Annotated in this window: 21 protein-coding genes; 13 read left to right on the top strand and 8 right to left on the bottom strand. The window is 74.1% G+C overall.

Translation table 11 applies throughout. The features are described 5' to 3' along the window. Positions 1–37: 37 nt before the first annotated feature. Both DQE82_RS21480 and DQE82_RS21475 read right to left on the bottom strand, forming a co-directional pair. A complete protein-coding gene (locus DQE82_RS21480; RefSeq protein ID WP_113973594.1) occupies positions 38–781 on the bottom strand; it encodes a metallophosphoesterase in 744 nt (247 codons plus the stop codon). Positions 782–942: 161 nt separating this feature from the next. Continuing rightward, positions 943–1,620, bottom strand: a complete 678-nt coding sequence (locus DQE82_RS21475) for a Crp/Fnr family transcriptional regulator (protein WP_007466162.1) — start codon at positions 1,618–1,620, stop codon at positions 943–945. 219 nt (positions 1,621–1,839) lie between these two features. Here DQE82_RS21475 and DQE82_RS21470 point away from each other — a divergent pair, with 219 nt between their 5' ends. The 6 genes from DQE82_RS21470 to DQE82_RS21445 all read left to right on the top strand — a co-directional run bounded on the left by DQE82_RS21470 (position 1,840) and on the right by DQE82_RS21445 (position 7,229). Beyond that, positions 1,840–2,517, top strand: coding sequence for an adenosylcobinamide amidohydrolase (locus DQE82_RS21470; protein ID WP_113973638.1), 678 nt, complete (start codon positions 1,840–1,842; stop codon positions 2,515–2,517). Between the two features lie 85 nt (positions 2,518–2,602). Beyond that, positions 2,603–3,844: a CapA family protein gene (locus DQE82_RS21465; protein ID WP_233514732.1), complete on the top strand. Its 1,242-nt coding sequence runs from the start codon at positions 2,603–2,605 to the stop codon at positions 3,842–3,844. A gap of 59 nt (positions 3,845–3,903) precedes the next feature. Then, positions 3,904–4,683 carry an endonuclease III gene (gene nth, locus DQE82_RS21460; protein WP_064446796.1) on the top strand — a complete coding sequence of 260 codons (780 nt, stop codon included), beginning with the start codon at positions 3,904–3,906 and terminating at the stop codon, positions 4,681–4,683. Beyond that, positions 4,683–5,285, top strand: coding sequence for a TlpA disulfide reductase family protein (locus DQE82_RS21455; RefSeq protein WP_043327874.1), 603 nt, complete (start codon positions 4,683–4,685; stop codon positions 5,283–5,285). Before nth ends, DQE82_RS21455 begins: the two co-directional genes overlap by 1 nt. Continuing rightward, positions 5,282–5,974 carry a CoA pyrophosphatase gene (locus DQE82_RS21450; RefSeq protein ID WP_043327875.1) on the top strand — a complete coding sequence of 231 codons (693 nt, stop codon included), beginning with the start codon at positions 5,282–5,284 and terminating at the stop codon, positions 5,972–5,974. Before DQE82_RS21455 ends, DQE82_RS21450 begins: the two co-directional genes overlap by 4 nt. A 76-nt stretch (positions 5,975–6,050) precedes the next feature. Continuing rightward, positions 6,051–7,229 (top strand): MarP family serine protease, encoded by a 1,179-nt coding sequence (locus tag DQE82_RS21445; protein ID WP_043327876.1) that lies wholly within the window; start codon positions 6,051–6,053, stop codon positions 7,227–7,229. Positions 7,230–7,244: 15 nt separating this feature from the next. On the opposite strand, the gene DQE82_RS21440 is transcribed toward DQE82_RS21445, so the two are convergent. From DQE82_RS21440 to eccCa, 4 genes are all read right to left on the bottom strand, one after another. Beyond that, positions 7,245–7,970 carry a phosphatase PAP2 family protein gene (locus DQE82_RS21440; protein ID WP_043327877.1) on the bottom strand — a complete coding sequence of 242 codons (726 nt, stop codon included), beginning with the start codon at positions 7,968–7,970 and terminating at the stop codon, positions 7,245–7,247. Between the two features lie 30 nt (positions 7,971–8,000). Continuing rightward, entirely contained in the window at positions 8,001–8,795 is a 795-nt protein-coding gene (locus DQE82_RS21435; protein ID WP_064446795.1) for a phosphatase PAP2 family protein, read from the bottom strand. A gap of 47 nt (positions 8,796–8,842) precedes the next feature. Next, complete coding sequence (gene mycP, locus DQE82_RS21430) at positions 8,843–10,129, bottom strand: type VII secretion-associated serine protease mycosin (RefSeq protein WP_370446805.1); 1,287 nt, start codon at positions 10,127–10,129, stop codon at positions 8,843–8,845. 109 nt (positions 10,130–10,238) lie between these two features. Next, positions 10,239–14,177, bottom strand: a complete 3,939-nt coding sequence (gene eccCa / locus DQE82_RS21425; protein WP_113973593.1) for a type VII secretion protein EccCa — start codon at positions 14,175–14,177, stop codon at positions 10,239–10,241. Positions 14,178–14,282: 105 nt separating this feature from the next. Here eccCa and eccD point away from each other — a divergent pair, with 105 nt between their 5' ends. Beyond that, complete coding sequence (eccD, locus tag DQE82_RS21420; RefSeq protein ID WP_113973592.1) at positions 14,283–15,665, top strand: type VII secretion integral membrane protein EccD; 1,383 nt, start codon at positions 14,283–14,285, stop codon at positions 15,663–15,665. Positions 15,666–15,722: 57 nt separating this feature from the next. On the opposite strand, the gene DQE82_RS21415 is transcribed toward eccD, so the two are convergent. Then, positions 15,723–16,229, bottom strand: a complete 507-nt coding sequence (locus tag DQE82_RS21415; protein ID WP_013288994.1) for an inorganic diphosphatase — start codon at positions 16,227–16,229, stop codon at positions 15,723–15,725. A 293-nt stretch (positions 16,230–16,522) separates the two neighbouring features. Here DQE82_RS21415 and dacB point away from each other — a divergent pair, with 293 nt between their 5' ends. The 3 genes from dacB to tilS all read left to right on the top strand — a co-directional run bounded on the left by dacB (position 16,523) and on the right by tilS (position 20,291). Continuing rightward, on the top strand, positions 16,523–18,028 hold the full coding sequence (dacB, locus tag DQE82_RS21410) for a D-alanyl-D-alanine carboxypeptidase/D-alanyl-D-alanine-endopeptidase (protein ID WP_370446802.1): 1,506 nt from the start codon (positions 16,523–16,525) through the stop codon (positions 18,026–18,028). Positions 18,029–18,094: 66 nt separating this feature from the next. Then, positions 18,095–19,162 (top strand): zinc-dependent metalloprotease, encoded by a 1,068-nt coding sequence (locus tag DQE82_RS21405; RefSeq protein ID WP_043330860.1) that lies wholly within the window; start codon positions 18,095–18,097, stop codon positions 19,160–19,162. Between the two features lie 178 nt (positions 19,163–19,340). After that, positions 19,341–20,291, top strand: a complete 951-nt coding sequence (gene tilS, locus DQE82_RS21400; protein ID WP_113973590.1) for a tRNA lysidine(34) synthetase TilS — start codon at positions 19,341–19,343, stop codon at positions 20,289–20,291. 277 nt (positions 20,292–20,568) lie between these two features. On the opposite strand, the gene DQE82_RS21395 is transcribed toward tilS, so the two are convergent. After that, positions 20,569–21,528: a GlxA family transcriptional regulator gene (locus tag DQE82_RS21395; protein ID WP_064446790.1), complete on the bottom strand. Its 960-nt coding sequence runs from the start codon at positions 21,526–21,528 to the stop codon at positions 20,569–20,571. 150 nt (positions 21,529–21,678) lie between these two features. On the opposite strand from DQE82_RS21395, the gene DQE82_RS30855 reads away from it, so the two are divergent. The 3 genes from DQE82_RS30855 (at position 21,679) to ftsH (ending at position 24,899) form a co-directional block, all read left to right on the top strand. Next, on the top strand, positions 21,679–21,816 hold the full coding sequence (locus DQE82_RS30855) for a hypothetical protein (protein ID WP_166457512.1): 138 nt from the start codon (positions 21,679–21,681) through the stop codon (positions 21,814–21,816). Positions 21,817–21,915: 99 nt separating this feature from the next. Further along, positions 21,916–22,491 carry a hypoxanthine phosphoribosyltransferase gene (hpt, locus tag DQE82_RS21390; RefSeq protein WP_013288988.1) on the top strand — a complete coding sequence of 192 codons (576 nt, stop codon included), beginning with the start codon at positions 21,916–21,918 and terminating at the stop codon, positions 22,489–22,491. 377 nt (positions 22,492–22,868) lie between these two features. After that, complete coding sequence (ftsH, locus tag DQE82_RS21385) at positions 22,869–24,899, top strand: ATP-dependent zinc metalloprotease FtsH (RefSeq protein WP_043327886.1); 2,031 nt, start codon at positions 22,869–22,871, stop codon at positions 24,897–24,899.

Genomic DNA, 24,899 nt, shown 5'->3' with positions numbered 1-24,899 from the left:
AACGCCTGCGGTAGCGGAAGGGCCCCTTTTTAACGCCTCAGCGGCCGTCGCGCGGAGCGAAGACGGTGAGCGCGTCGGCGTCGGAGTGGCGGGAGCGGACGTACTCGTCGGCCCAGGCCGCCGCGTCCGGAAAGGCGGACTCGGTGGCGATCCGGGCACATGCGGCGTCCACGTCGAAGCGCGTACGGCGCAGTTGCACGCCCGGACCGAGCAGCGCCCACCAGGCGCCCGCGCCCCCGTACGGCATGCCGACGCTGCCCGGGTTCACCACCAGGCGGCGGTCGACCAGCCGGGTGAACGGCATGTGCGTGTGCCCGCAGACCACGGTGCCGACCTCGGGCGGCAGGCCGGCGAAGACCTCCGCCCAGCGGTCCAGCCGCGAGTCGACGAGCACGACCTCCTCGTCGTCGCGCGGGGTGGCGTGGCAGAACAGCACGTCGCCCAGACCGGTGACCGGCAGCGTGACGGACGGCGGCAGCGCGGCCAGCCGGGCCACCTGGTCGTCGCGGAGCTGCCCCGCGGCCCAGTTCGACACCTCGATCGGGGACGCCGCCCCGGCACGCGCCTGCACCAGCTCCCGGTCGGCGTTCCCGCCGACCCAGCAGGCCCGGTCACCGAGCGCGGCCAACCGGTCCAGCACCTCGACCGGCTGCGGACCGGCCGCCAGGTCGCCGGTGAGGACGATCAGGTCGGCGGCGGCCACGTCCGGCTCGGCCAGCACTGCTTCCAGCGCGGGCAGCACACCGTGGATGTCGGAGAGAACGGCGACACGATCGGGCATCGCCCCAGCCTGGCGACACCGGCCCGGCAGGACCAAGCGATTCTGCGGCGGGCAGAGACGGCACCGGCCCGCTCAGACGCGGCACCGGCCCGATGCGCTCAAGACGGCACCGGCCCGGCTCCGCGCGATGGCGGGCCGGGCCGGAGAAGCCGGTACGGAGGTCAGACCCGCGCGCGGCGGGCCAGGCGCTCCGGGTCGAGGATGATGATGCTCTTGCCGTCCAGTCGCAGCCAGCCGCGCGAGGCGAAGTCGGCGAGCGCCTTGTTGACGGTCTCCCGGGAGGCGCCGACGAGCTGGGCGATCTCCTCCTGGGTGAGGTCGTGCGTCACGCGCAGCACGCCGCCGTCGCGGGTGCCGAAGCGGCCGGCCATCTGGAGCAGGTTCTTGGCGACCCGGCCCGGCACGTCCGTGAAGATCAGGTCGGCGAGCGAGTCGTTGGTCCGGCGCAGCCGGCGGGCCAGCACCCGCAGCAGCTGCTCGGCGATCTCGGGCCGGTTGTTCAGCCACGGCCGCAGGGCCTGCTTACGCAGGCGTACGAGCCGGGTGTCGGTGACCGCGGTGGCGGTCGCCGTACGCGGACCGGGGTCGAAGAGCGACAGCTCACCGACCATGTCCGACGGGCCCATCACGGCGATCAGGTTCTGCCGGCCGTCCGCCGCGCGGCGACCCACCTTGATCTTGCCGGACAGGAGGATGTAGAGACTGTCGCCGGGTTCGCCCTCGTTGAAGACGATTTCGCCCTTGCGGACCTCGATCGTCTCCATCTCCTTGGCGAGCGCCTCGGCAGCCTCCGGGTCGACACCCTGGAAGATCCCGCTGCGGGCCAGTACCTCGTCCATCGCGCACCTCCGCCTGCGCGTGCCGTCCGTCGGCCGGGTCCGCCGTCCGCTGATCCCTCGCGCGCCGCCAGTCTAGGCGCACATGAGTAGGAATCAGAGGTGCACCCCTGGAATCTTGATCGTTGGGCGTAACCCGCCCGACCCGGTGAGCAGCTAAGATCCCGCCTCCGGTCCGGGCCGGCGCCACCCGTTCCCTCCTGTGATCGTAGGGTGACCGGCGTGCTGTGTGAGCCGTTCCTGACCACCAGGTCCGAAGCCGGGTGGGACATCCCCCTGCTGGTCTGGCGGGCCGAGACGCCGCTGCTGGCGGTCGGCTCCGCTCCGCTGGGCGGCGGGATCGGCGTCCGCGGGTGGGTGCTGAACGCGACGGTGCCGATGTCGTACGACCGGGACGACCCCGCCGCGCACCTGGCCGAACTGGCGCACGGCCTCGGCCTGGGCGGACCCGGCGTCGGGCTGCTGACCGGCGTGGACGTGACCGAGGTGGTCAGCCACGCCGACGGCGGCGTCCGGGTCTGGGCGACCGTCGGCCTGGGCACGCCGGTCTGGGCCGCCGCGCCCGAGCCGGCGCGGCCCGCCGTGCCCGAGCCCGCGCAGCGCGTCGGCACGGTCAACATCGTCGCGTACGTGCCGCAGCGGCTCGGCGACGCGGCACTCGTCAACGCGGTGGCCACCGCCACCGAGGCGAAGGCGCAGGCGATCTGGGAACTCGGACTGCCCGCCACCGGCACCCCCACCGACGCGGTGACTGTGCTCTGCCCGGCCGACGGCGATCCGGCCCCGTACGGCGGGCCCCGGTCGGCCTGGGGCGCGCCACTGGCCCGGGCCGTGCACGCCGCCGTCCGCTCGGGCGGCGCCGGGACCGTGGTGCCCTGGTCCGACCGGCGGGCGGGTTGACGTGCGTCCCTCACATGCGACACGCCGGGTTTTCCGACCGATCGGCCCTCGTCGCGGCGTTCCGGGGACGGTAGCGTCGCCGACGATGTACGCTCCCGCCCGTTCTGTGCCCCGTGCCCGCCGCGCCGCCGTCGCCGCGCCGCGCCCAGCCCTCCCCGGACCTCGTCGAGGCGCGATCCGGACCCGTCTGGCCGCGCTCGCCGCGCTCGCCGCCGTCCTGTTCGCCGCCGGCTGCGCCGGTGACGCCGGCGGATCGGGCGGCGACGCGAGGTGGCAGGCCGGTCAGGGCGGCGGGTCGACCGGCGCGGCCGGACCCGCCACCGGTGACCAGCCCGCGGCGCCGAACGCCCCCGACGAGCCGTCGATCTCGCTCACCGCGACCGGCGACGTGATCATGGGCAACGCCCCGGACCGGCTGCCGCCCAACGGTGGCAAGGGCTTCTTCGACGACGTGAAGTCGGCGCTCAAGGGTGACCTGGTGATGGGCAACCTGGAGGAGCCGCTCACCGACGACACCGGCGCCGGCAAGTGCGGCCCGCAGCCGAAGAACTGCTACCAGTTCCGGGCGCCGCCCGGCTACGCCGCGCACCTGCGCTCGGCCGGGTTCCAGCTGCTCAACCAGGCCAACAACCACGGCTACGACTACGGCCGGCAGGGCTACGAGAACACCCAGTCGGCGCTGGAGGCGCACGGGCTCAAGCACACCGGCGCGCCCGGTGAGATCACCGTGGTGGACGTCAAGGGCGTCAAGGTCGCCGTGGTGGGCTTCTCGTCGTACCCCTGGTCCAACAGCCTGGTCGACCTGAACGCCGCCAAGCAGGTGATCGAGATGGCCAAGGAGGCGGCCCAGATCGTCGTGGTGCAGGTGCACATGGGCGCCGAGGGGTCGGACAAGACCCGGGTGAAGCCGGGCACCGAGATGTTCTTCGGCGAGAACCGTGGCGACCCGATCCGCTTCTCCCGCACCGTCATCGACGCCGGGGCGGACCTGGTCATCGGCCACGGTCCGCACGTGCTTCGCGGGATGGAGTTCTACAAGGGGCGGCTGATCGCGTACAGCCTGGGCAACTTCGCCGGCGGCGGGAAGTCGCTGAACAGCTCCGGGCGACTCGGCTGGGGCGGCGTGCTCAAGGTGTCGCTCACCGCCGAGGGGAAGTTCGTCGGCGGCACGTTCACCTCCACCGTGATGAACGGAGTGGGACGCCCGTCGGTCGACCGGCAGAACCGTGGCCTCGGGCTGGTCCGCGAGCTGAACGGGGCCGACTTCCCGGACACCGGCGCGAAGCTCGACGCGACCGGGAGGATCACCGCGCCCGCGGGTGGCTGAGCGCACGACCACCGCGCCGAGCCGCCGGAGCGTCGGCCCCGCGACGTAGGCTGGCCGACGTGACCACGCGCTCCCCCGAGACCGACCTCGGCCGTACGCGCCGCGCCCGGCGCATCGGCCGCGTGCTGACCGAGACGCACCCCGACGCGCACTGTGAACTCGACCACTCCAACGCGCTGGAGCTGGCAGTCGCGACGATCCTGTCCGCCCAGTGCACCGACAAGAAGGTCAACGAGGTCACGCCGAAGCTGTTCGCCCGCTACCGCACCGCCGCCGACTACGCCGGGGCGGACCGCGCCGAGCTGGAGGAGCTGATCCGGCCCACCGGGTTCTACCGCAACAAGACCAGCTCCCTGATCAACCTCGGGCGGGCGCTCTGCGAGCGGTACGACGGCGAGGTGCCCGGGCGGCTCGACGACCTGGTCACGCTGCCGGGGATCGGCCGCAAGACCGCCAACGTCATCCTCGGCAACGCCTTCGGCGTCCCCGGCATCACCGTCGACACGCACTTCCAGCGGCTCGTGCAGCGGTGGGCGCTCACCACCGAGACCGACCCGGTGAAGATCGAGCACGCGATCGGCGCGCTCTACCCGAAGCGCGACTGGACGATGCTGTCGCACCGGGTGATCTTCCACGGCCGCCGGGTCTGCCACGCCCGCAAGCCCGCCTGCGGCGCGTGCACGCTGGCGAAGCTGTGTCCCGCGTACGGCACCGGGCCGACCGAGCCGGCCGCCGCGGCCAAGCTGCTCAAGGGCCCCCGGGCCCGTGACCTGGCGGTGGCCGTCGGCCTCGACCCCGACCTGGTGCCGCAGCAGGCCGCCGCGGCGGACGTGCCGTGATGCGCCGTCTCGCGTACCTGCTCGTCCCGCTGCTGCTCGCGGTGGCGGGCTGCACCGCCACGGCCGACGAGCCGGAACGTCCGGCGCCGGCGACCCGGGCCGAGCGCCCCTCGCCGTTCGCCGACTGTGCTCCGCTGACCGTCGTGCCCGCCGCCGCGGCTCCGACGCCCGCCGGTAAGGCCGGGGACCAGCTCCCCGACCTGACGCTCAACTGCTTCACCGGCGGCGCGCCGGTGAACCTGCGCGACGTCAAGGGCCCGGCGGTGATCAACGTGTGGGCGTCCTGGTGCCCGCCGTGCCGCAAGGAGCTGCCCGCGTTCCAGCGGCTCAGCGAGCGGGCCGACGGCCGGTTCCAGGTCATCGGCGTGAACAGCCGGGACAGCCGCGGCGGCGCGCAGTCCATCGGCGAGGACTACGGCGTCGGCTTCCCGATGCTGCTCGACCAGGGCGACGCGTTCCAGCGCGCGCTGGAACGCAACGCGTTCCCGCTCACAGTGCTCGTCGACGCCGACGGGCGGATCCGGCACACCGACGCCACCGGCGCGCTCGACGACGCCCGCCTCGCCGCGCTGCTCCAGCGCCACCTCGGGGTGAAGGTATGACCCGACGGCCGCCGGGGTGGTTCGACCCGCTGCTGGGCCGGCTCGGCACCGCGCGCGCGGAAGACTTCACCCGCATCGTCACGCCGGAGCGCGGTGGCCGGGAGAGCGCCGTGCTGGTGCTGCTCGGTGAGGAGCCCGGCGCCGGGCCGGACGTGCTGGTCCTCCAGCGCGCCGCGACGCTGCGCAACCACGCCGGTCAGCCGGCGTTTCCCGGCGGCGCCGCCGACCCGGAGGACGCCGACGCCCGCGCCACCGCGCTGCGCGAGGCGAACGAGGAGGTCGGGCTCGACCCCGGCAGCGTCACCGTGCTGGCCGAGCTGCCCCGGCTCTGGATCCCGGTCAGCGACTTCGTGGTCACGCCGGTGCTCGCCTGGTGGCACGACCCGCACCCGGTGCACCCGCGCGAGCCGGCCGAGGTCGCGCACGTGGCCCGGCTGCCGGTCACCGAGCTGGTCGACCCGGAGAACCGGATGCGGGTCCGTCATCCGAGCGGCTGGACCGGCCCGGCGTTCTCGGTGCGCGGCATGCTGGTCTGGGGCTTCACCGCCGGCGTGATCGACCGGTTGCTGGAGATGGGCGGCTGGTCCCGGCCCTGGCCGCGCTCACGGGTGGTGGAGCTGCCGCCGGTCGACGCCACACCCGCGCCGTCGGCGGGCACCGAACCGGCCGACGAGACACCCGTGCGTTGATCACCGGTACGCATCCTCGGGTCACGTTCCGCGAGCGCTGAGCCGAGCACGGGCCCGGTGCCCGTACCCTTGGGGCGTGTCCGCCGTGGATCTCGTCCTTCTCCTGCTCATGCTCGTGTTCGCGATCAGCGGATACCGTCAGGGTTTCGTCATCGGGGCCCTGTCGTTCTCCGGCTTCTTCCTGGGCGCGCTGCTCGGCCTCCAGGTCGGGCCGCTGATCGCCCAGCAGTTCACGGCGAGCGGCACCCGCGTGCTGGTCTCCCTGGTGGCGATCTTCGGGCTCGCGGTGCTCGGGCAGGCGCTGGCCGGCTGGCTCGGCTCCAACCTGCGGGCGGCCATCACCGGGCCGGCCGGGCGGAAGGTCGACGACGTCGGCGGCGCGTTCATCTCGGTCATCGCGGTCATGCTGGTGGCCTGGCTGGTCGCCGTGCCGCTCGGCTCCTCCTCGGTGCCGTGGCTGGCCTCCTCGGTCCGTAACAGCGCGCTGCTCACAGTCGTCGACCAGGTGCTGCCGGACAAGGCGCAGGACCTGTCCACCGCGCTGCGTGACACCGTCGACACCAACGGCTTCCCGGACGTGTTCGGCGATCTCGCGCCGACCCGGGCTCGGCAGGTCGCCCCGCCCGACCCGGCGCTGGCCAACTCGCAGGTGGTGCAGAACAGCAGGCGGTCGGTGGTGAAGGTGCTGGGCTCCGCGCCGAGTTGCTCGCGCCGCATCGAGGGCTCCGGCTTCGTGTACGCCGACGACCGGGTGATGACGAACGCGCACGTGGTCGCCGGCACCCGCTCGGTTGCGGTGGAGCTGCGCGGCGAGCGGTACGACGGCGAGGTCGTCGTCTACGACCCGGACCGGGACCTCGCCGTGCTCTACGTTCCCGGGCTGCCCGGCCCGTCGCTGCGCTTCGCCGCCGGTCAGGCCGCCACCGGCGCGGACGCGATCGTGCTCGGCTTCCCGCTCGACGGCCCGTACGACGCCCGCCCGGCCCGGATCCGGGACGTCGACCGGATCACCGGTCCGGACATCTACTCGGCCGGGGACGTCACCCGGGAGATCTACACGATCCGGGCGCTGGTCCGCAGCGGCAACTCCGGTGGCCCGCTGGTCTCCTCGAACGGGCTGGTGCTCGGCGTGATCTTCGCGGCGGCGGCGGACGACCCGAACACCGGTTTCGCGGTGACAGCGGCCGAGGCGCGGCCGGTGGCGCTGGCGGGCGCGGAGCGTACCCGGGGAGTGGCCACCGGCGAGTGCACCTGAGCCGGCCGGCGGCGCTCAGCCGCCCGCCGGCGCTCCCGCCGGTGTCGCCTCGTCGCCGGAGCGGGACAGCGGCAGCCGGGCGCGACCCCAGGTGAGCGTGCGGTCGAGCACCGCCCGCGCCATGATCGCCACGCAGGCGCCGCCGTTGAGGAACGAGGCGACCACGTCGCTGGGGTGATGCATGCCCCGGTACATCCGGGTGAGCGCCACGCCCACCGGCACCAGCACCAGCAGCGCCCACCAGCCCACCTTCACGGGGGTGCTGCGCGCCCGCAGCGCCAGCAGCACCGCGAGACCCACGTAGAGCGCGGTGGCCGCCGACGTGTGCCCGGACGGGAAGCTCGAAGTCGGCGGGGAGGCGTCCATGTGCTCGACGGCCGGACGGTTCCGGTCGATCACCATCGTGGTGAACAGGAAGATCAGTGCCTGCGCGGTCACCGCCGCGCAGAGGAACAGCGGCTCCCGCCAGCGGTGCAGCACCAGCCGCAGCACCAGCGCCGCCAGCACCGTGACCACGACGATCATCTGGGTGCTGGCGAGCGTGCTGAACACCAGCGAGACGTCGTTCCAGCCCGGCGTGCGATCGCCGGCCAGCTCCCGGTTGACCGTGTCCTCCACGGTGAACGGCCAGGTACGCGCCAGCACCCGGGTCACCAGCAGGCCCAGACCCACCATCAGCGCGAAGAGCAGGGCCAGCGGCAGCAGGACACGCCGGGTGACTCGGATCACGACATCGGACATGGGCTCGCCTGTACCCCGTGGCGGCTCCGGCTACGCCCGGCCGCCCTCCGGCCGCTGATCGGCCAGCTCCGGCTCGACGCCCTCGCGGAGCGGACGGGCGGACGGGCGCCCGGATCCGCTGCGCCAGGTGGCGAACGCGGCCGAGGTCGCGGCCACCACCGCCGCCCCGAGCACCCAGCCACCCACCACGTCGCTGGTCCAGTGCACGCCCAGCGCGATCCGGCTGAGCCCGGTCACCACAGTCACCAGCAGCGCGGCGGCCCACAGCATGATCCGGCCGGCGCGGCTGTCCCGGGCGAACGGCAGGAACACCAGCAACAGCACCCCGGCCGCCAGCGCCGCGTTGAGCGCGTGACCGGACGGGAACGAGTAACCGGCCGCCCGGGCCACCGGTTCGAGCAGGTCCGGCCGGTCCCGCCCGACCAGGAGCTTGAGCAGCGCGCCGAGCAGCCCACCGGCGATCATGGTGACGACCACCCAGGCCGCGAGCCGGGACGCGCCGCGCCGGAACAGCCACACCGCCACCGCTGCCGCGGCCACCCGCAGCGGGCCGGGCCCGAAGACATGCGTCCAGACCGTCATCACCGCGACCCAGGCGGGATGGTCCTGCGCGTACCCGTGGAACGCGTCGGTGATCGAGGCGTCCAGCCGGAGCAGCGGCGACCAGGCGCCGAGCACCAGCAGCGCGAGCAGGGCGAACGGGATCAGCACCAGGAACGCGGCGGCGGTGGCCAGGGAGAGCCGCAGACCCAGTGAGTGGTCCCGGTCGAGGCGGCGGCTCCGCCACGACCGGCGGCGCGTGACAGTCGCCCCGGTGGTGTCCATGGGGGCTTCCCTACCCAGGAACGGGCGCGGTCAGACCACCGCGTCGGTCAGCGACGGATCTGCCGGAACCGGCGCACCATCAGCGCGCTGCCGGTGATCAACGCCACGAACAGCGCCAGGCCGCTCCAGAGCCGCTCCGGGGCGCCCACGACGGTCTGCCCCGCCGGCAGCGCCGACCAGCCCTCCGGCCTGCGCCCCAGCGGGTCGCCGCCGCGGCCCGCCGCCGCGGCCCGGGTGTCGCGCCCGTCCTCCGGGGCCGGCCCGAAGCCCACCACGCCGGGAGAGTCGTTGTCGTCCAGCGGGTTGTGACCCACCGACGGCACGTCGGCGGTCAGCGCCGCCACCGGGTCCACCAGGCCGTAGCCGAACCGGTCGTCGCGTCCGGTCGGGCCGAGGTCCCGGGCCGTGCTGATCAGCCGGTTGACCACGTCCCCGGCGGACATCTTCGGATACCGCGAGCGGACCAGCGCGGCGGTCGCGGCCACCAGCGGCGCGGCGAAGCTCGTCCCCTGCACCCGCCAGTAGCCCCCCTCCGGCCGCGCGCCGTAGAGCGCGGTGGCGGGTGCGCTGAGGACCGTCTCGTGGCCGGTGATCGAGCCGGACCAGAGGTTCTCGCCGGAGCGTTCCAGCCCGGCGACGGCCAGCACGCCGGGCTCCCGGGCCGGATACCAGACCTTGGTGGTCGTCGAGGTGGCCAGGTTGCCGGTGCAGGCGACCACCACCACGTCCCGGGCGAAGGCGTAGTCGAGCGCTGCGGCCAGGGCCGCGCTGTCGCTGCTGCCGCCCAGCGACAGGTTGACCACTCCGGCGCCGTTGTCCACCGCCCAGCGCACCGCCTTGGCGATGATGAGCGCGTCGTCGTAGCGGTTCTCGGCGTCGAGCACCCGGACCGGGAGGATCTTGGCGTCCGGCGCCAGCCCCACCACGCCCCGGTCGTCGTCGGCCCGCCCGGCGATCAGCCCGGCCACGGTGGTGCCGTGCCCCACCGGATCAGGCCCGTCCGAGCCGTCCGGAGTCACCAGGTCGAGGCCGGGCAGGACCTGGCCGGCCAGGTCGGGATGCGATCCGTCCACACCGGAATCGATCACCGCGACCACCACGCCGCGCCCGGTCGAGGTGCGCCAGGCGGTCTTCGCCCGCAGCTTCTCCAACTGCCACTGCTCGTCGCGGACGTGGTCGCCGCGGAGCACCCGGTCGGGAGCCGCCAACTGCCGCTGAGAGGCGGCGACCGGGACGGACGGCGCGGCCTGTGCCGGCGGCGTCAGCGGACCGGCGACGACGACCAGCGCCGACGCGACGGCCAGCAACGCGCGCCGGGGCGGCCCACCGGGCAGGCCCTGCCGATCCCTGGTCACATTCCCCAGCCGTTCCGTCGCGTCAGACACATGCCGCTCGGAGATTACCGGTTGTCCCGGCCGTCACGGGCCAACTCGGCACTTCGGATCACCCGGGCGGAAGATGCGCCAACTGCACCAGGCGCACCCCCTCACGACGGGTGACCAGACGGGCCCGGCCCGGCGGCAGCGGCCCGGCCTTCACCTGACCGACGAGCGCGCCCTCCTCCGGGCCGCCCGACATCACCAGCCCGGCCGTGGACAACTCCCGCAGTCGCTGCACGATCGGCTCGTACGCGGTCCGTCCCGCCCCGCCGGTCCGCCGCGCCAGCACCAGATGCAGCCCGACGTCCCGGGCGTGCGGCAGGTGCTCCTCCAGCGCGCGCAGCGGGTTCGTCGGGCCGCCGGCCACCAGGTCGTAGTCGTCCACCAACACGAACAGCTCCGGCCCCTGCCACCAGGACCGGCTGCGCAGTTGAGCCGGGGTCACCTCCGGTCCGGGCTGCCGCCCCGCGAGGTAGCCGGCGGCCGACTCGATCAGCTCGGCGGTGTGCGGCGCCGCCGTGCCGTACCCGATCAGGTGTGGAGTGTCGATCACGCCCATCAGGCTGCGCCGGTAGTCCACGAGCATCACCCGGGCCTGCTCCGGGGTGAACCGGTTGACGATCGACGTGGCGAGCGCGCGCAGGAACGACGACTTGCCGCACTCGGCGTCGCCGAAGACCATGAAGTTCGGCTCGGTGGCGAAGTCCAGCACCACCGGGGCGAGGTCCGCCTCCGCCACGCCGATCGGGAACGCCAGCCCGGTTGTCGCGCTCTGGTCCAGCTCGGCGTAGGGCAGCACCGGCGGCAGCAGCCGCACCCGGGGCGCGGGCGGACCGGTCCACGCCCCGGCGACCGCCTTCACCAGGTCGGCGGTCTCGCCGCCGAGCGCGTCGACCCGGGGCACGGCGGTGAGGAAGTGCAACCCGCCGGCGGTGATGCCCCGCCCCGGCCGCTCCTCCGGCACCGTCGCCGCCAGCGCCCGCTTGACCACCACCGAGTCGGCCGGGTCGCCCAGGCGCAGCTCCAGCCGGGAGCCGAACAGGTCGCGGATCGCCGGGCGGAAGTCCGACCAGCGCAGCGCGGTCGCCACCACGTGCACCCCGTACGCCAGGCCGCGGGTGGCCAGTTCGGTGACCAGCGGTTCCAGGTCCTCGTACTCGCCGCGCAGGGTGTTCCAGCCGTCCACCACCAGGAACACGTCGCCGAAGGCGTCGGTCGCGCCCGCCGCCCGGCGCTGTCGCCACGCGGCCATCGACTCCACGCCCGCCTCGGCGAAGCGCCGCTCCCGCTCCGCGAGCAGGCCGGCGACCTCGCCGACGGTACGGCGCACCGCGGTGCCGTCGGAGCGCCCGGTGACACCGCCCACGTGTGGCAGGTCGCGCAACGTGCCCAGCGTGCCGCTGCCGAAGTCGAGGCAGTAGACCTGCACCTCGGCCGGGGTGTGGGTGAGCGCCAGCGCGCAGACCAGGGTGCGCAGCAGGCTGGACCGGCCGCTGCGGGTGGTGCCGACCACCGCGACGTGCCCGGCCGCGCCGTCCAGCGCCAGCCAGAGCAGGTCACGCCGCTGCTCGAACGGCTTGTCCACCACCGCCACCGGCACCTGCAGCGCCCCGTGCAGCTCCGGGTTGGCGACGGTGAGCCCGCGTACCGGGTCGGCGCCGACCGGGCCGAGCAGCTCGTCCAGGGCGGGCGAGGCGTCCAGCGGCGGCAGCCACACCTGGTGCGCCGGCGGGCCCTGCCCGGACAGCCGGTCCACCAGCAGGTCCAGCAGCGTCTCGCCGCTGTCGTCCTCGGCGGGGAGGGCGGCGGGCGTGGCCGGCTCGGGCACCGGCACCAGATGGGTGGAGAAGGCGAGCACCCGCGACTCACCGGCGTCGGGCGCGCCCGCCGGCCCGCCGCGCCGGTGGACCGCGCCGGAGACGTACGCGGCCTTGAACCGCACCAGCGGGTCGGTGCCGGAACGCAGGTAGCCGTGCCCCGGGCTGCGCGGCAGTTCGTGCGCGTCCGGCACGCCCAGCACCGTCCGCGACTCCAGCGCCGAGAACGTCCGCAACCCGATCCGGTACGACAGGTGCGTGTCCAGCCCGCGCAACCGCCCCTCCTCCAGCCGCTGGCTGGCCAGCAGCAGGTGCACCCCGAGCGACCGGCCCAGGCGGCCGATCTGCACGAACAGGTCGATGAAGTCGGGCTTGGCGGACAGCAGCTCGGAGAACTCGTCGCAGATCAGCAGCAGTGACGGCAGCGGCGCCAGCGGCGAGCCGGCCGCCCGGGCGCGCTCGTAGTCGCGCACGCTCGCGAAGTTGCCCGCCCGGCGCAGCAGTTCCTGCCGGCGCATCAGCTCACCGTTTATCGCGTCCACCATCCGGTCCACCAGTGGCAGCGCGTCAGCCAGGTTGGTGATCACGGCGGCGGTGTGCGGCAGCCGCTCGAACGGCGCGAACGTGGCGCCGCCCTTGAAGTCGACGAGGACGAAGTTGAGCTGCTCCGAGCTGTGCGTGGCGGCCAGCCCGAGCACGAGCGTGCGCAGCAGCTCCGACTTGCCGGAGCCGGTCGCGCCGATCAGCAGGCCGTGCGGGCCCATGCCGTCCTGCGCCGACTCCTTCAGGTCGAGGTCGATCGCGCCGCCGTCCGCGCCAACCCCGATCGGCACCCGCAGCCGGTCCCGCGCGGCCCGGGGCGCCCAGCCCTGCTCTGCGGTGAAGCCGTCCGGGTCACCGAGCCCGAGCAGCTCGGGCAGGCCGGGTTCGGCGCCGGGCGGCGCGTCCGGCCCGCGTACCGTGCCGGCGAGCCGCAGCGGCGCGAGCCGCCGGGCCACCGCCTCGGCGTCGGCGGTCGCCAGCGCGTCGGCGGCGCCCACCTCGGCGTGCCCCTCGGCGGAGTGCGAGTGCAGCCGGCCGTCGACCAGGTCGAGCAGGAGGGCGTACCGGTCGAGCAGCCGGGGCGGCGGGGTGTCCAGGTCGAGCACGGTGACCGCGTCGATGCCGCCGTCGCCGGCCAGGTCGGTGGCCCCGGTCAGGTCGCCGCCGTCGAGCACCACCACGACGTGCGGCCCGTCCGTTGCCACGCCGTGCGGACTGAACCGCGACCGGGCGCCGAGCACGTCGTGCAGCAGCCGTTCCAGGTCGGCGGCGGAACTGGTGACCAGCCGCACCGGGCCGAGCGCGTCGGTACGGCTCGGGTGGTGGGCGTGCGGCAGCCACTTGACCCACTCCCAGGCGGCCCGGCGTTCCGGCCCGGAGCAGACCGCGATCAGCAGCTCGTCCGGCGCGTGGAAGACGGCGAGCTGGGTGAGCACCGCCCGGGCCAGCGCCTGCGCGGCGGGCGATCCGGCGCCGCGTACCGGGCCGGCCGGCCCGCGCACGAAGACCCGGGCGAAACTGCGCAGCGACAGCGCCACCGGCAGGTCCGGCACCACCGAGTACGCGTCCAGGAAGCGCCGCAGCGCCCCGGCCGTCATCGGCTCCAGCTCCTCCAGCGGGCGGGTGACCGGCGGAACCAGCGGGGTGGCCAGCGTCTGCGGCCCGACACCGACCCGGACCACGGCGAAGTCCCCGTCGCCGGGCCGCCGTTCCCAGACCCGGTGGCTGTCGACAGTCGACCAGAGTCGCCCCGGATCGGGATGGCGGTAGGACAGGCCGGCCCGCTGCGCGCCGGCGGTCTCCCGTACGCGGCGGCGCAGCGTGGCCAGATGCCGCAGGTACTCCCGGCGGGCGGCCATCAGCTCGGACTTCTTCGGCCCGGCGCTGCCCCAGGTGGTCACCAGCATCGCCAGCGAGGAGAGGCCGAACATGCCGCCCACCACGTACGAGTAGGCACCGCCGCCCCGGCCGAACATCATCGCCATGGCCACCGTCCCGCCGAGCATCGGCAGCACCATCAGCGCCTGCTGCCAGCGCCCGCCGGTCGCCACCGGGATCTCCGGCGGGGCCTCGACCGGCAGCTCGCCGACCGGGATCTCCGGCGCCGGGCGGCGTGGCGGCCGCTTGATGACGACAGTGGACACTCACCCTCCCCGGAAGTGGCTCTGGGTAACCCGAGCCTGGCTCATCGTAGGTAAAGTCCTCTCGTCCGTCAGCCCACTGTTCCCGCTCGATATGGAGGTGCCTCGATGACAAGCGGGCTCGCCCGGGTCACCATCAGCGCGCCCCGGCGGCGGGTCGACGTGGCCCTACCGGAGCAGGTCCCCCTGGCCGAGCTGCTGCCCGAGGTGCTCCGGCACGCCGGGGAAGGCCTGGCCGACGACGGGGAACGGCACGGCGGCTGGGTGCTGCGCCGCACCGACGGCGGGGTGCTCGCCACCGCGCAGGCTCTCCTGCCGCAGGGCGTCCGCGACGGCGAGGTGCTGCACCTGGTGCCGGCCCGTGCCGAGTGGCCCGAGCTGGAGTACGACGACGTGGTCGAGGCGATAGTCGACGGGGCCCGGCGCCGGGGCGCCGCCTGGTCGGGCCGCGCCACAAGGGCCGCCGCGCTCGGCGGCGCCGCCGTACCCCTGGCCGTCGGGCTGGTCGCCGTGGTCGCGGCCGGTCCCGGTGAGCGCGGCTGGCCGGTGGCCGCCGCGCTCGCCCTGATCCTGGTGCTCACCGCCACCGCGGCCTCCCGGGCGTACGGCGACGGCGCCGTCGGCGCCACCCTCGGCGGGTACGCGCTGCCCTGGGCGGCGACGGCCGGCGCGCTCGCCGTCGCCTCCGGCGATCCGGTCGGCCCGATTCCCGGCCTGCGCTGGGTGGGCGCTCCGGAACTGCTCGTCGGCTCGGTGGCGCTGCTGCTGGTGGCGGTGCTCGGGCTGCTCGGCGTGGCCAGCCGGTCCCGGGTCTTCGTGGCCGGGGTGACGGCGGGCGTGACCGGCGTGGCGTCCGCGTTCGGCGGGCTGCTGCTCGACCCGGCCGGCGCCGCGGCCGTCCTGCTCGCCGTGCTGGTGTTCGCGCTCGGCGGGCTGCCGTTGCTGGCCATCCGGGTCGGCAAGCTGCCGTTGCCGCCGCTCACCCTGCCCAGCCCGGCCGGCACCCGGGACCTGCCGGACCGGGGCCGGGTGCACGCGGCGGTGGCCCGCGCCGAGGAGGTGCTGACCGGGATGCTGCTCGGCCACGCGCTGCTCGCGGTCGGCGCGGTCGCGGTGCTCGTCGCCACCGGCCGGACCGCCGGGCTGCTGCTCGCCGCCGTCGCCTGCGGGGTGCTGCTGCTGCGCTCCCGGCTGTTCGTGGCGGTCCGCCACCGGGTGCCCGCCGTCGTCGCCGGGCTGGCCGGGTACGCCCTGCTCGGCGCGGTGCTGGCCGAACGCGCCGGTCCGGCCGGCCGGTTCGCGCTGGCCGTGGGCGGGCTGGCGCTGGCCCTGGTCGCGGTCACCGCGGGCGCCACGTACGCCCGGCGACCTGTCTCCCCGTACCTCGGCCGGCTGGCCGACCTGACCGACACCGCGCTGGTAGTCGCGGTCGTGCCGGTGGCCTGCGCGGTGCTGGGCCTCTACGACCGGGCCCGCGACCTGCTCGCCTGAACACGCGGAGGCCCGGGTCGCGAAGCGCGACCCGGGCCTCCGGCGAAAGCGTGAGCGTCAGTGCAGCGTCTCGCCGCGCTCCTCGGCCTCCTTGGCCCGCCGGTACGAGGCGGCGATCTCCGCCTCGGCCTCGACCCGGCCGACCCAGGTCGCGCCCTCGACCGACTTGCCCGGCTCCAGGTCCTTGTAGACCTCGAAGAAGTGCTGGATCTCCAGCCGGTCGAACTCGCCCAGGTGGTGGATGTCGCGCAGGTGCTCCTGGCGCGGGTCCTCGTAGGGCACGCAGAGGACCTTGTCGTCGCCGCCCTTCTCGTCCGTCATCCGGAACATGCCGATGGTCCGGCAGCGGATCAGGCAGCCGGGGAAGGTCGGCTCGGGCACCAGCACCAGCGCGTCCAGCGGGTCGCCGTCCTCGCCGAGGGTGCCCTCGATGAAGCCGTAGTCGGCCGGGTACTGCGTGGAGGTGAAGAGGGTACGGTCCAGCCGGATGCGGCCGGTCGCGTGGTCTACCTCGTACTTGTTGCGGTGACCCTTGGGGATCTCAACCGTGACGTCGAAATCCATCTCCCACGCTCCCTCGTTTGCCCACGCTGGCTAACGGAACCAGCGGTTCGCCCCCGGCGCGGGGGAACGCCCCCCGTCGGCCTCGGCCGCCGCATAGTGTTCGGACCGAAGTAGTGTCGCCCAAGGCGATTTCGAGCGGGGAGGAGGGGGCCGTGGGGAGGGAAGATTCACACTACCGCCCCGAGAGGGTTGACGGGTCCGCTTCCGGGGGTTCCGGTTCCGGTGGCGCCACCGGCCGGGTGTCCGTCCCGGGTGCGAACGTCCCCCACCGTCCGGCTCCGGGTCCGATCCCGGTGAGCCCGCCGGTCCCGCCGACCGGCGCCGCGCCGCCCCCGCCCTCCCCGCCTCCGGCCGCGCCGCGTCGCCGCTCCCGGCTGGTCGCGGCGCTCGCGTGCGTACTCGTGCTGGCCCTGGCGGTCGCCGGGCTGGCCGTGTTCCGGCCCGGTCCGGTCGCGGGCTGGCTGGGCGACGACAGTTCTTCGGGTACGGCGGTCGCCGCGCCGCCCGAGCCCACCCCGCCGGCCGTGCTGGCCGGGCCGGACGGCAACGCCCCGCTGCCCACCGAGGCCGGAATCCGCGCCGCCCTGGACCCGCTGGTGCGCGCCGCCGCGCTCGGCGACCGGGTGCACCTGTCGGTGGCCGACGTGAGCACCGGCCAGGCGCTCTACGGCAGCGGCCAGGACACCCCGACGGTGCCCGCCTCGGTGACCAAGCTGGCGACCGGCGTGGCGGTGCTCGCGGCGCGCGGCCCGGCCTACCGGATCCCGACGAGGGCGGTGGCCGGCCCGAACCCGGGCGAGGTGGTCCTGGTCGGCGGCGGTGACCCCACGCTCGCCGTGGACAAGGACGGCTTCTACCCGGGCGCGGCCCGGCTGGACGACCTCGCCGCCCAGGTGCGCAACGCGCTCGGCGGCACCGCGCCGACCAAGGTGATCGTCGACTCGTCGCTGTTCACCGGCCCGGTCTTCGAACCCGGCTGGGACTCCGACATCCCCACCGGCGGGTTCGGCGCGGCGATCACCGCGCTGATGACCGACGGCGCCCGGAAGAACCCGGCGGAGGCGCGCCGCACCGCCGAGCAGACCAACCACGCCGCCGAACGGGTGCCCCAGCCCGACCTGACCGCCGGCCGGCAGTTCGCCAAGCTGCTCGGGCTCACCGGCGGCGCGGCCCAGGTGACCCGGGGCACCGCGCCGGCCGCGTCCGGCGCCACCGGTACGGCCCCCGGCGCCGAACTGGGCACCGTCGAGTCCCTGCCGATGATCCGGCTGGTCGACATCATGATCAGCGACAGCGACAACGTGATCGCCGAGGCGATGGCCCGCCAGGTGGCGCTCGCCAAGGGCAAACCCGGCTCGTTCGCCGGCGGCGCCGCGGCCACCGGCCAGGTGCTCGGCGAGCTGGGCCTGCCGGCCGGCGAGATCAGCCTGGCCGACGGCAGCGGGCTGTCCCGCACCAACCGGATCAGCCCCTCGCTGCTCACCGACCTGATCACGCTCGCCGGCAACGGCAGCCACCCCGAACTCGCCGCGATCTTCGGCGGCCTGCCGGTCGGTGGCTGGTCCGGCACGCTCGACGAGCGCTACCGCGCGGCGGCGACGAGCGCCGGCGCGGGCGTGGTGCGCGCCAAGACCGGCACGCTCAGCGGGGTCAACGCCATCGCCGGCACGGTCACCACCGCCGACGGCCGGCTGCTCACGTTCGCCGTGCTCACCGACCGGACGCAGGGCTCGCTGGACGAGACCCGGGCGGCCCTGGACCGGATCACCTCCGCGCTGGCCGGGTGCGGCTGCCGCTGACCGACGGGCGTCGATCGGCGGGCGCGAGCCCGGGTGGGGGTGTTCCGGCGCGGGTACGGTGGGTTCATGGCGCAGTTCGTGGACTGGGATCTGGCCGCCGCGACAGCGGGGGCGCTGAGCAAGTCGGGCCCCCGGGTGTCGTACGCCGAGGCCACCGACGTGGTCGGCGACCTGCGCCGGCTGACCGAGGAGGCGGCCGGGCACGTCGCCGACTACACCGGCCTGCGTCCGCAGGTCGCCCACCCGCCGGTACGCGTGGTCGACCGCCGGGACTGGGCCGCGGCGAACATCGCCGGGCTGCGTGAGGTGGTGTCCCCGCTCGTGGAGCGCCTCTCCGGCGACAAGCGGCCGGGCGCGCTCACCGAGGCGATCGGCTCCCGCGTGACGGGTGTGCAGGCCGGCACCGTGCTGGCGTACCTCAGCGGCCGCGTGCTCGGCCAGTACGAGGTGTTCGCCGGTGACCCCGGCCAGCTGCTGCTGGTGGCCCCGAACATCCTCGAGGTGGAGCGGAAGCTCGGCGCGAACTCGCGCGACTTCCGGCTCTGGGTGTGCCTGCACGAGGTCACCCACCGCACCCAGTTCACCGCCGTGCCGTGGATGCGCGCGTACTTCCTCGGCGAGGTGCAGGCGTTCGTGGACGCCTCCCAGGGCGGCGAGCACCTGCTGGAACGGCTCCGCCGCGGCGTGGCCACGCTCTCCGACGCGGTCAAGGACCCGGAGAGCCGGGCCAGCGTGCTGGACATCGTGCAGACCCCGGCCCAGCGCGCCGTGCTGGACCGGCTGACCGCGCTGATGACGCTGCTGGAGGGGCACGCCGAGTTCGTGATGGACGGCGTCGGCCCGCAGGTCATCCCCAGCGTCGAGTCGATCCGGGCGGCGTTCAACCGCCGCCGCGAGTCCGGCAACCCGCTGGAGAAGGCGATCCGGCGGCTGCTCGGCATCGAGGTCAAGATGCGCCAGTACGCCGAGGGTCGCAAGTTCGTGCACGGCGTGGTCGACCGGGTGGGGATGCCGGGCTTCAACAAGATCTTCTCGTCGCCGCTGACGCTGCCGCGCCTGGACGAGCTGGGCGACCCGGACGCCTGGGTGAACCGCGTACACGGGCCCGCCGGTGCCACCCCGCCCCTCGGCTGACCCGCCCGGCCCGGGTGGTTCGCCCAGTTCGGTCGGTGCGCTGAGTTCGGCTGGCTCGGTCGTGCCGGGCGGTCCCGCCGGCTCGGCGGATCCGGCTGGCTCGGTGGATCGCCCCGGCCGGGCTGATTCCGGCGCGCGATCGCGCCGCTCTCCGTCGCCCGCTCCCGCCGTCGCCGCCGTGCGGCTCGCCGTACGCCGGACGCTGACCGGCCTGCCCGGCGCCGGACCGGTGCTGGTGGCGTGCTCCGGCGGCGCCGACTCGCTCGCGCTCGCCGCCGCCACCGCGTTCGTGGCTCCCCGCCTCGGCCGCCCGGCGGGCCTGGTGACAGTCGATCACGGCTTGCAGCCCGGCTCCGCCGAGCGGGCCGAGGCGGTCGCCGCCTGGGCCCGCTCGGCCGGGCTCGACCCGGTCGAGGTGCTTCCGGTACGGGTGGACGGCCGGCCCGGCGGCCCCGAGGCGGCCGCCCGCGAGGCCCGGTACGAGGCGTTGGTCGCGGCGGCCCACCGGCACCACGCGGCCGGGGTGCTGCTCGGGCACACCCGGGACGACCAGGCCGAGACGGTCCTGCTCGCGCTGGCCCGGGGCGCCGGGCCACGAGGGCTGTCCGGGATGCCGGAAAGTCGTGATCTCGACGGGGTATCCCTGCTGCGCCCACTGCTCGACATCCCACGTGTCGACACCCGGGACGCCTGCGCCGCGCTCGGGCTCGACCCGTGGGCGGACCCGCACAACGCCGACCCCGCGTACGCCCGGGCCCGGGTCCGGTCCGACGCGCTACCGGCACTCGTCGACGCGCTCGGGCCGGGGGTGGTGGCGAACCTGGCCCGTACCGCCCGCCTGCTCGCCGCGGACAACGCCGCGCTCGACGCGCTCGCGGACGCCGCGCTGGCCGACGTCCGGGCCGACGGCCGTGCGCTCTCCGTCGACGGGCTGGCCGGGTTGCCGGCCGCAGTGCGTACCCGGGTGCTGCACACCTGGGCCCGCGAGCTGGGCGCCGCGCCGGCCGCGCTGTCCCACAGTCACGTGGCAGCGCTGGACGCCCTGGTCACCGATTGGCGCGGCCAGGGCCCGGTGCACCTGCCCGGCGGCCACCAGGTACGCCGCCAGGCCGGTCACCTCCTGCCCTGACCGGTGATCCAGCCGGGTTCGCGCCGCCACTCCGGCGGCCTGGCGCCCCGCGGCGTCTCGCCCCTCCCGCCTCGCCTCGCCTGGCGGTGATCAAGGACTTTGTGTCCACTTCACGCCTCCGGCAGCCCGCAAACTCCTTGATCACGGGTGCGGCGCGGGAAGCGGGCCCACCCGGGGGCGGTGATCATGAGGTTGACGGGGAGGAAACGGACGAAATCCACGGTCAACTTCATGATCGCCGGGGTGGGCCGGGGTGGGCCGGGTGGAGCGGGGAACGTCAGGCGGTGGTGCGTTCGCGGAAGGTGGTGCGGTAGGCGAGCGGGGTGGTGCCGACGCGGCGGGTGAAGTGGTGCCGCAGCGCCGCCGCGTCGCCGAAGCCGGCCTGCTCGGCGACGCCTTCCACGCTCAGCGTGGTGTCCTCCAGCAGGTGCCGGGCCAGCAGCACCCGCTGGTTGGTCAGCCAGTCGTGCGGGGTGGTGCCGGTCTCGGCGCGGAACCGGCGGGCGAACGTGCGCGGGGCCATGCCGGCGCGCGCGGCCAGCTCGTCCACTGTCACCGGGTGGCGGAGGTGCCCCATCAGCCACTCCAGCACCGGTTCCAGGGTGGGCGCCTCGGGGGCCTTCGGGATGGGCGCCTCGACGTACTGGGACTGGCCGCCGTCGCGGTGCGGTGGGACGACCATCCGGCGGGCCAGCCGGGTCGCCACGGCGGAGCCGTGCTCCTGGCGTACCAGGTGCAGGCAGGCATCGATGCCGGCGGCGGTGCCGGCGCTGGTGAGCAGCCGGTCGTCCTGCACGTAGAGCGAGTCGCACTGCACCTGGGCGGCCGGGAAGCGTCGCTGGAGCTCGTCGGTGTAGCGCCAGTGGGTGGTGCAGGCACGCCCGTCGAGCACGCCGGCTTCGCCGAGGACGAACGCGCCGGCGCAGACGCTGAGCAGCCAGGCTCCGCGGTCGGCGGCGCGGCGCAGCGCGGCGAGCACCGGTTCGGGCACCGGGGCGCCGTCGGCGTGCGCGGGCACCGCCACCAGGTCGGCGTCCTCGACCACTGTGAGGTCGGCGGTGGGGGCGAGCAGGAATCCGGAGCGGCTGCGGACCGGGCCGCCGTCGGCGGTGCAGACATCGAACCGGTAGCTGGGGAAGCCGTCGGCGGTGCGGTCGGTGCCGAAGACCTCGGCGAGCACGCCGAGCTCGAACGCGGCGACCTGGTCCATGACGATGACGGCGACCGAGCGGAGCATGTGACGAGGGTAACCCGACCGGTGGCAGTAAATCGATGCCCAATGACATTCCTGCCACTGTCCGTATCGGTCGGTGGCTCGCAGAATCAATGGTGTCCGGTGCGCACCGGCGGCGAAAACCGTCTCAACCATGCGAAAGCGAGCGCCGCCATGACCGTTCTGTTGTTCCTGCTCTTCCTGCTTCTCCTCATCGGGGCCAGCGCCTTCGGGCTCACCGCCGACACCCGCGACTCGGCCGACTGGAAGCCGAGCGATGACGGGCAGCGCTGGCGCTCCCGTACCTGCTGAGGTGATTAATCCAGATCGCGCCGAAAATCCCCGGCGGGACCGCGCCAAAAGGAGCGGCCCCGCCGACGGCCGCCGTGGGGCGTACGGCAGGCTAGGAGCATGGCTGACGGCTCCTGGTACGACGCCGACATCGACCACGTGATCATCTCGGAGGCCCAGATCCGCGACAAGACCGCGGAGCTGGCCAAGCAGGTCTCGGCGGACTACGCGCACGTCGAGGACGGCCTCCTGCTCGTCTGCGTGCTCAAGGGCGCGGTCATGTTCATGGCCGACTTCGCCCGCGCGCTGGGCCGCCAGGGCCCGCCCGCCGAGCTGGAGTTCATGGCCGTCTCCTCCTACGGCCAGGGCACCACCTCGTCCGGCGTGGTCCGCATCCTCAAGGACCTGGACCGGGACATCGCCGGCCGGCACGTGGTGGTGGTCGAGGACATCGTCGACTCCGGTTTGACCCTGTCCTGGCTGCTGCGCTACCTGGAGTCGCGCTCCGCGGCCAGCGTCGAGGTGGTCGCGCTGTTCCGCAAGCCGGACGCGGTCAAGGTGCAGGTTCCGGTCAAGTACGTCGGATTCGACATCCCCACCGAGTTCGTCGTGGGCTACGGCCTCGACTTCGGCGAGCGCTACCGCGAGGTGCCCTACGTCGGGGTGCTCAAGCCCGAGGTGTACGCCCGGGCGTGAGTTCCGCCGAGCCCTTCGTCAGCGGACATTCAGCGGGCTCTCAGCCTTCCGGTCTACGGTAGGGGCCGGTGACGTGGAGGCACCCTCCACGCCCGACCCCTCGAACCGCTGACCGTGCGGTATGGGTGGGCCGGGTGCGGAGCTCCCCGCCACGCCGGCCCAAACCCGGGTTCGCCCTGCGCGTAAGTGACGGGCTCGCAAGCTCGCTCGTCGCGCGTACGGTGTACCGTCGAATGACCGTGGTGCGGCAGTTTGCGTGCCCCGGGGGTCGGGCCGGCCCGCACGGCGGCCCCGGCCGCCGCTCAAGGCGGCGACACCATTCAGACGGTCAGGACGTCGATCAGGAGGATGCGGGCGCCTCGGCACCCGACAACAGCATGGAACGTACGCGTTTCTTCCGCCGACCGGTGGTCTGGATCATCCTGGTCATCCTCGGCGCCGTTGTGCTCAGTCAACTGTTCACCGCTGGTCCCAGCTACCACCGGGTGGACACGTCCGTCGCGCTCGACCAGCTCAACAAGGGCGGCATCGAGAAGGTCGTCTTCCAGGACAAGGAGCAGACGCTCCAGCTCGACCTGAAGGACAAGGCCAAGTTCGGCGACGACACCACCACCGACAAGATCGAGGCGCAGTTCCCGTACGAGGTCGGCGGCCAGGTCTGGAACCAGGTCCGCGAGGCCGAGGCGGCGGACCGGATCACCGGCCCGGTCGACACCAAGGTGTCGTCGGACAGCATCTGGGTCAGCCTGCTGGTCAACCTGCTTCCCATCGCGCTTCTCGTGCTCCTGCTGCTGTTCTTCATGTCGCAGATGCAGGGTGGCGGCTCGCGGGTGCTCAACTTCGGCAAGTCCAAGGCGAAGATGATCACCAAGGACACGCCGAAGACCACCTTCGCGGACGTGGCCGGGGCCGAGGAGGCCGTCGAGGAACTGCACGAGATCAAGGACTTCCTGCAGAACCCGGCGAAGTACCAGGCCCTCGGCGCCAAGATCCCGAAGGGCGTGCTGCTGTTCGGCCCGCCCGGAACCGGCAAGACGCTGCTGGCCCGCGCGGTCGCCGGCGAGGCCGGGGTGCCCTTCTACTCCATCTCCGGCTCCGACTTCGTCGAGATGTTCGTCGGCGTCGGCGCCAGCCGTGTCCGCGACCTGTTCGAGCAGGCCAAGTCGAACGCCCCGGCGATCGTCTTCGTCGACGAGATCGACGCGGTCGGCCGCCACCGTGGCGCCGGCATGGGCGGCGGCCACGACGAGCGGGAGCAGACGCTCAACCAGCTTCTGGTCGAGATGGACGGCTTCGACACCAAGGGCGGCGTGATCCTGATCGCCGCCACCAACCGACCGGACATCCTCGACCCGGCGCTGCTGCGCCCGGGCCGGTTCGACAGGCAGATCCCGGTCGACGCCCCCGACATGGAGGGCCGCAAGGCCATCCTGCGGGTGCACGCCAAGGGCAAGCCGTTCACGCCCGACGTCGACCTCGACGCGGTCGCCCGGCGTACCCCGGGCTTCAGCGGCGCCGACCTGGCCAACGTGATCAACGAGGCCGCGCTGCTCACCGCCCGTAAGGAGCAGCGGGCGATCACCAACGACTCCCTGGAGGAGTCGATCGACCGGGTGATCGCCGGCCCGCAGCGCCGGACCCGGGTGATGAGCGACCAGGAGAAGAAGATCACCGCGTACCACGAGGGTGGGCACGCGCTGGTCGCCTGGGCGCTGCCGCACGCCGCGCCGGTGCACAAGGTGACCATCCTGTCCCGGGGTCGCTCGCTGGGTCACACGCTCGTGCTCCCGACGGAGGACAAGTACACCCAGACCCGGGCCGAGATGATCGACACCCTGGCGTACGCGCTCGGTGGCCGGGCGGCGGAGGAGCTGGTCTTCCACGAGCCGACCACCGGCGCCGGCAACGACATCGAGAAGGCCACCCAGCTGGCCCGCGCGATGATCACGCAGTACGGCATGAGCTCCAAGCTCGGTGCGATCAAGTACGGCACCAGCGGCGACGAGCCGTTCCTCGGCCGCAACATGGGCCACGAGCGGGACTACTCCGACGCGGTGGCCGCCGAGATCGACGGCGAGATGCGCGCGCTGATCGAGCTGGCCCACGACGAGGCCTGGGAGATCCTGGTGGAATACCGGGACGTCCTGGACAACATGGTCCTGGAGCTGATGGAGAAGGAGACCCTCTCCACCGCCGACATGGCCCGCATCTGCGCCCGGGTGGTCAAGCGCCCGCCGATGGCCCCGTACCACGGCTTCGGCAAGCGTCAGCCCTCCACCGAGCCGCCGGTGCTCACCCCGGCCGAGAAGGAGGCGCTGGCGACGCAGGCCCGCGCCGACGCGGCCGCCTCGATCGGTGGTTCCAGCTCGATCGGTGGTTCCAGCAACAACTCGGACGGTACGCACTGA

The organism is Micromonospora sp. LHW51205 (assembly GCF_003315815.1).
In the GTDB taxonomy this organism is placed as follows: Bacteria; Actinomycetota; Actinomycetes; order Mycobacteriales; family Micromonosporaceae; genus Micromonospora; species Micromonospora chalcea.
The sequence above is the reverse complement of the archived record's forward strand: the minus strand, read 5'-3'. Positions and strand labels throughout refer to the sequence as shown.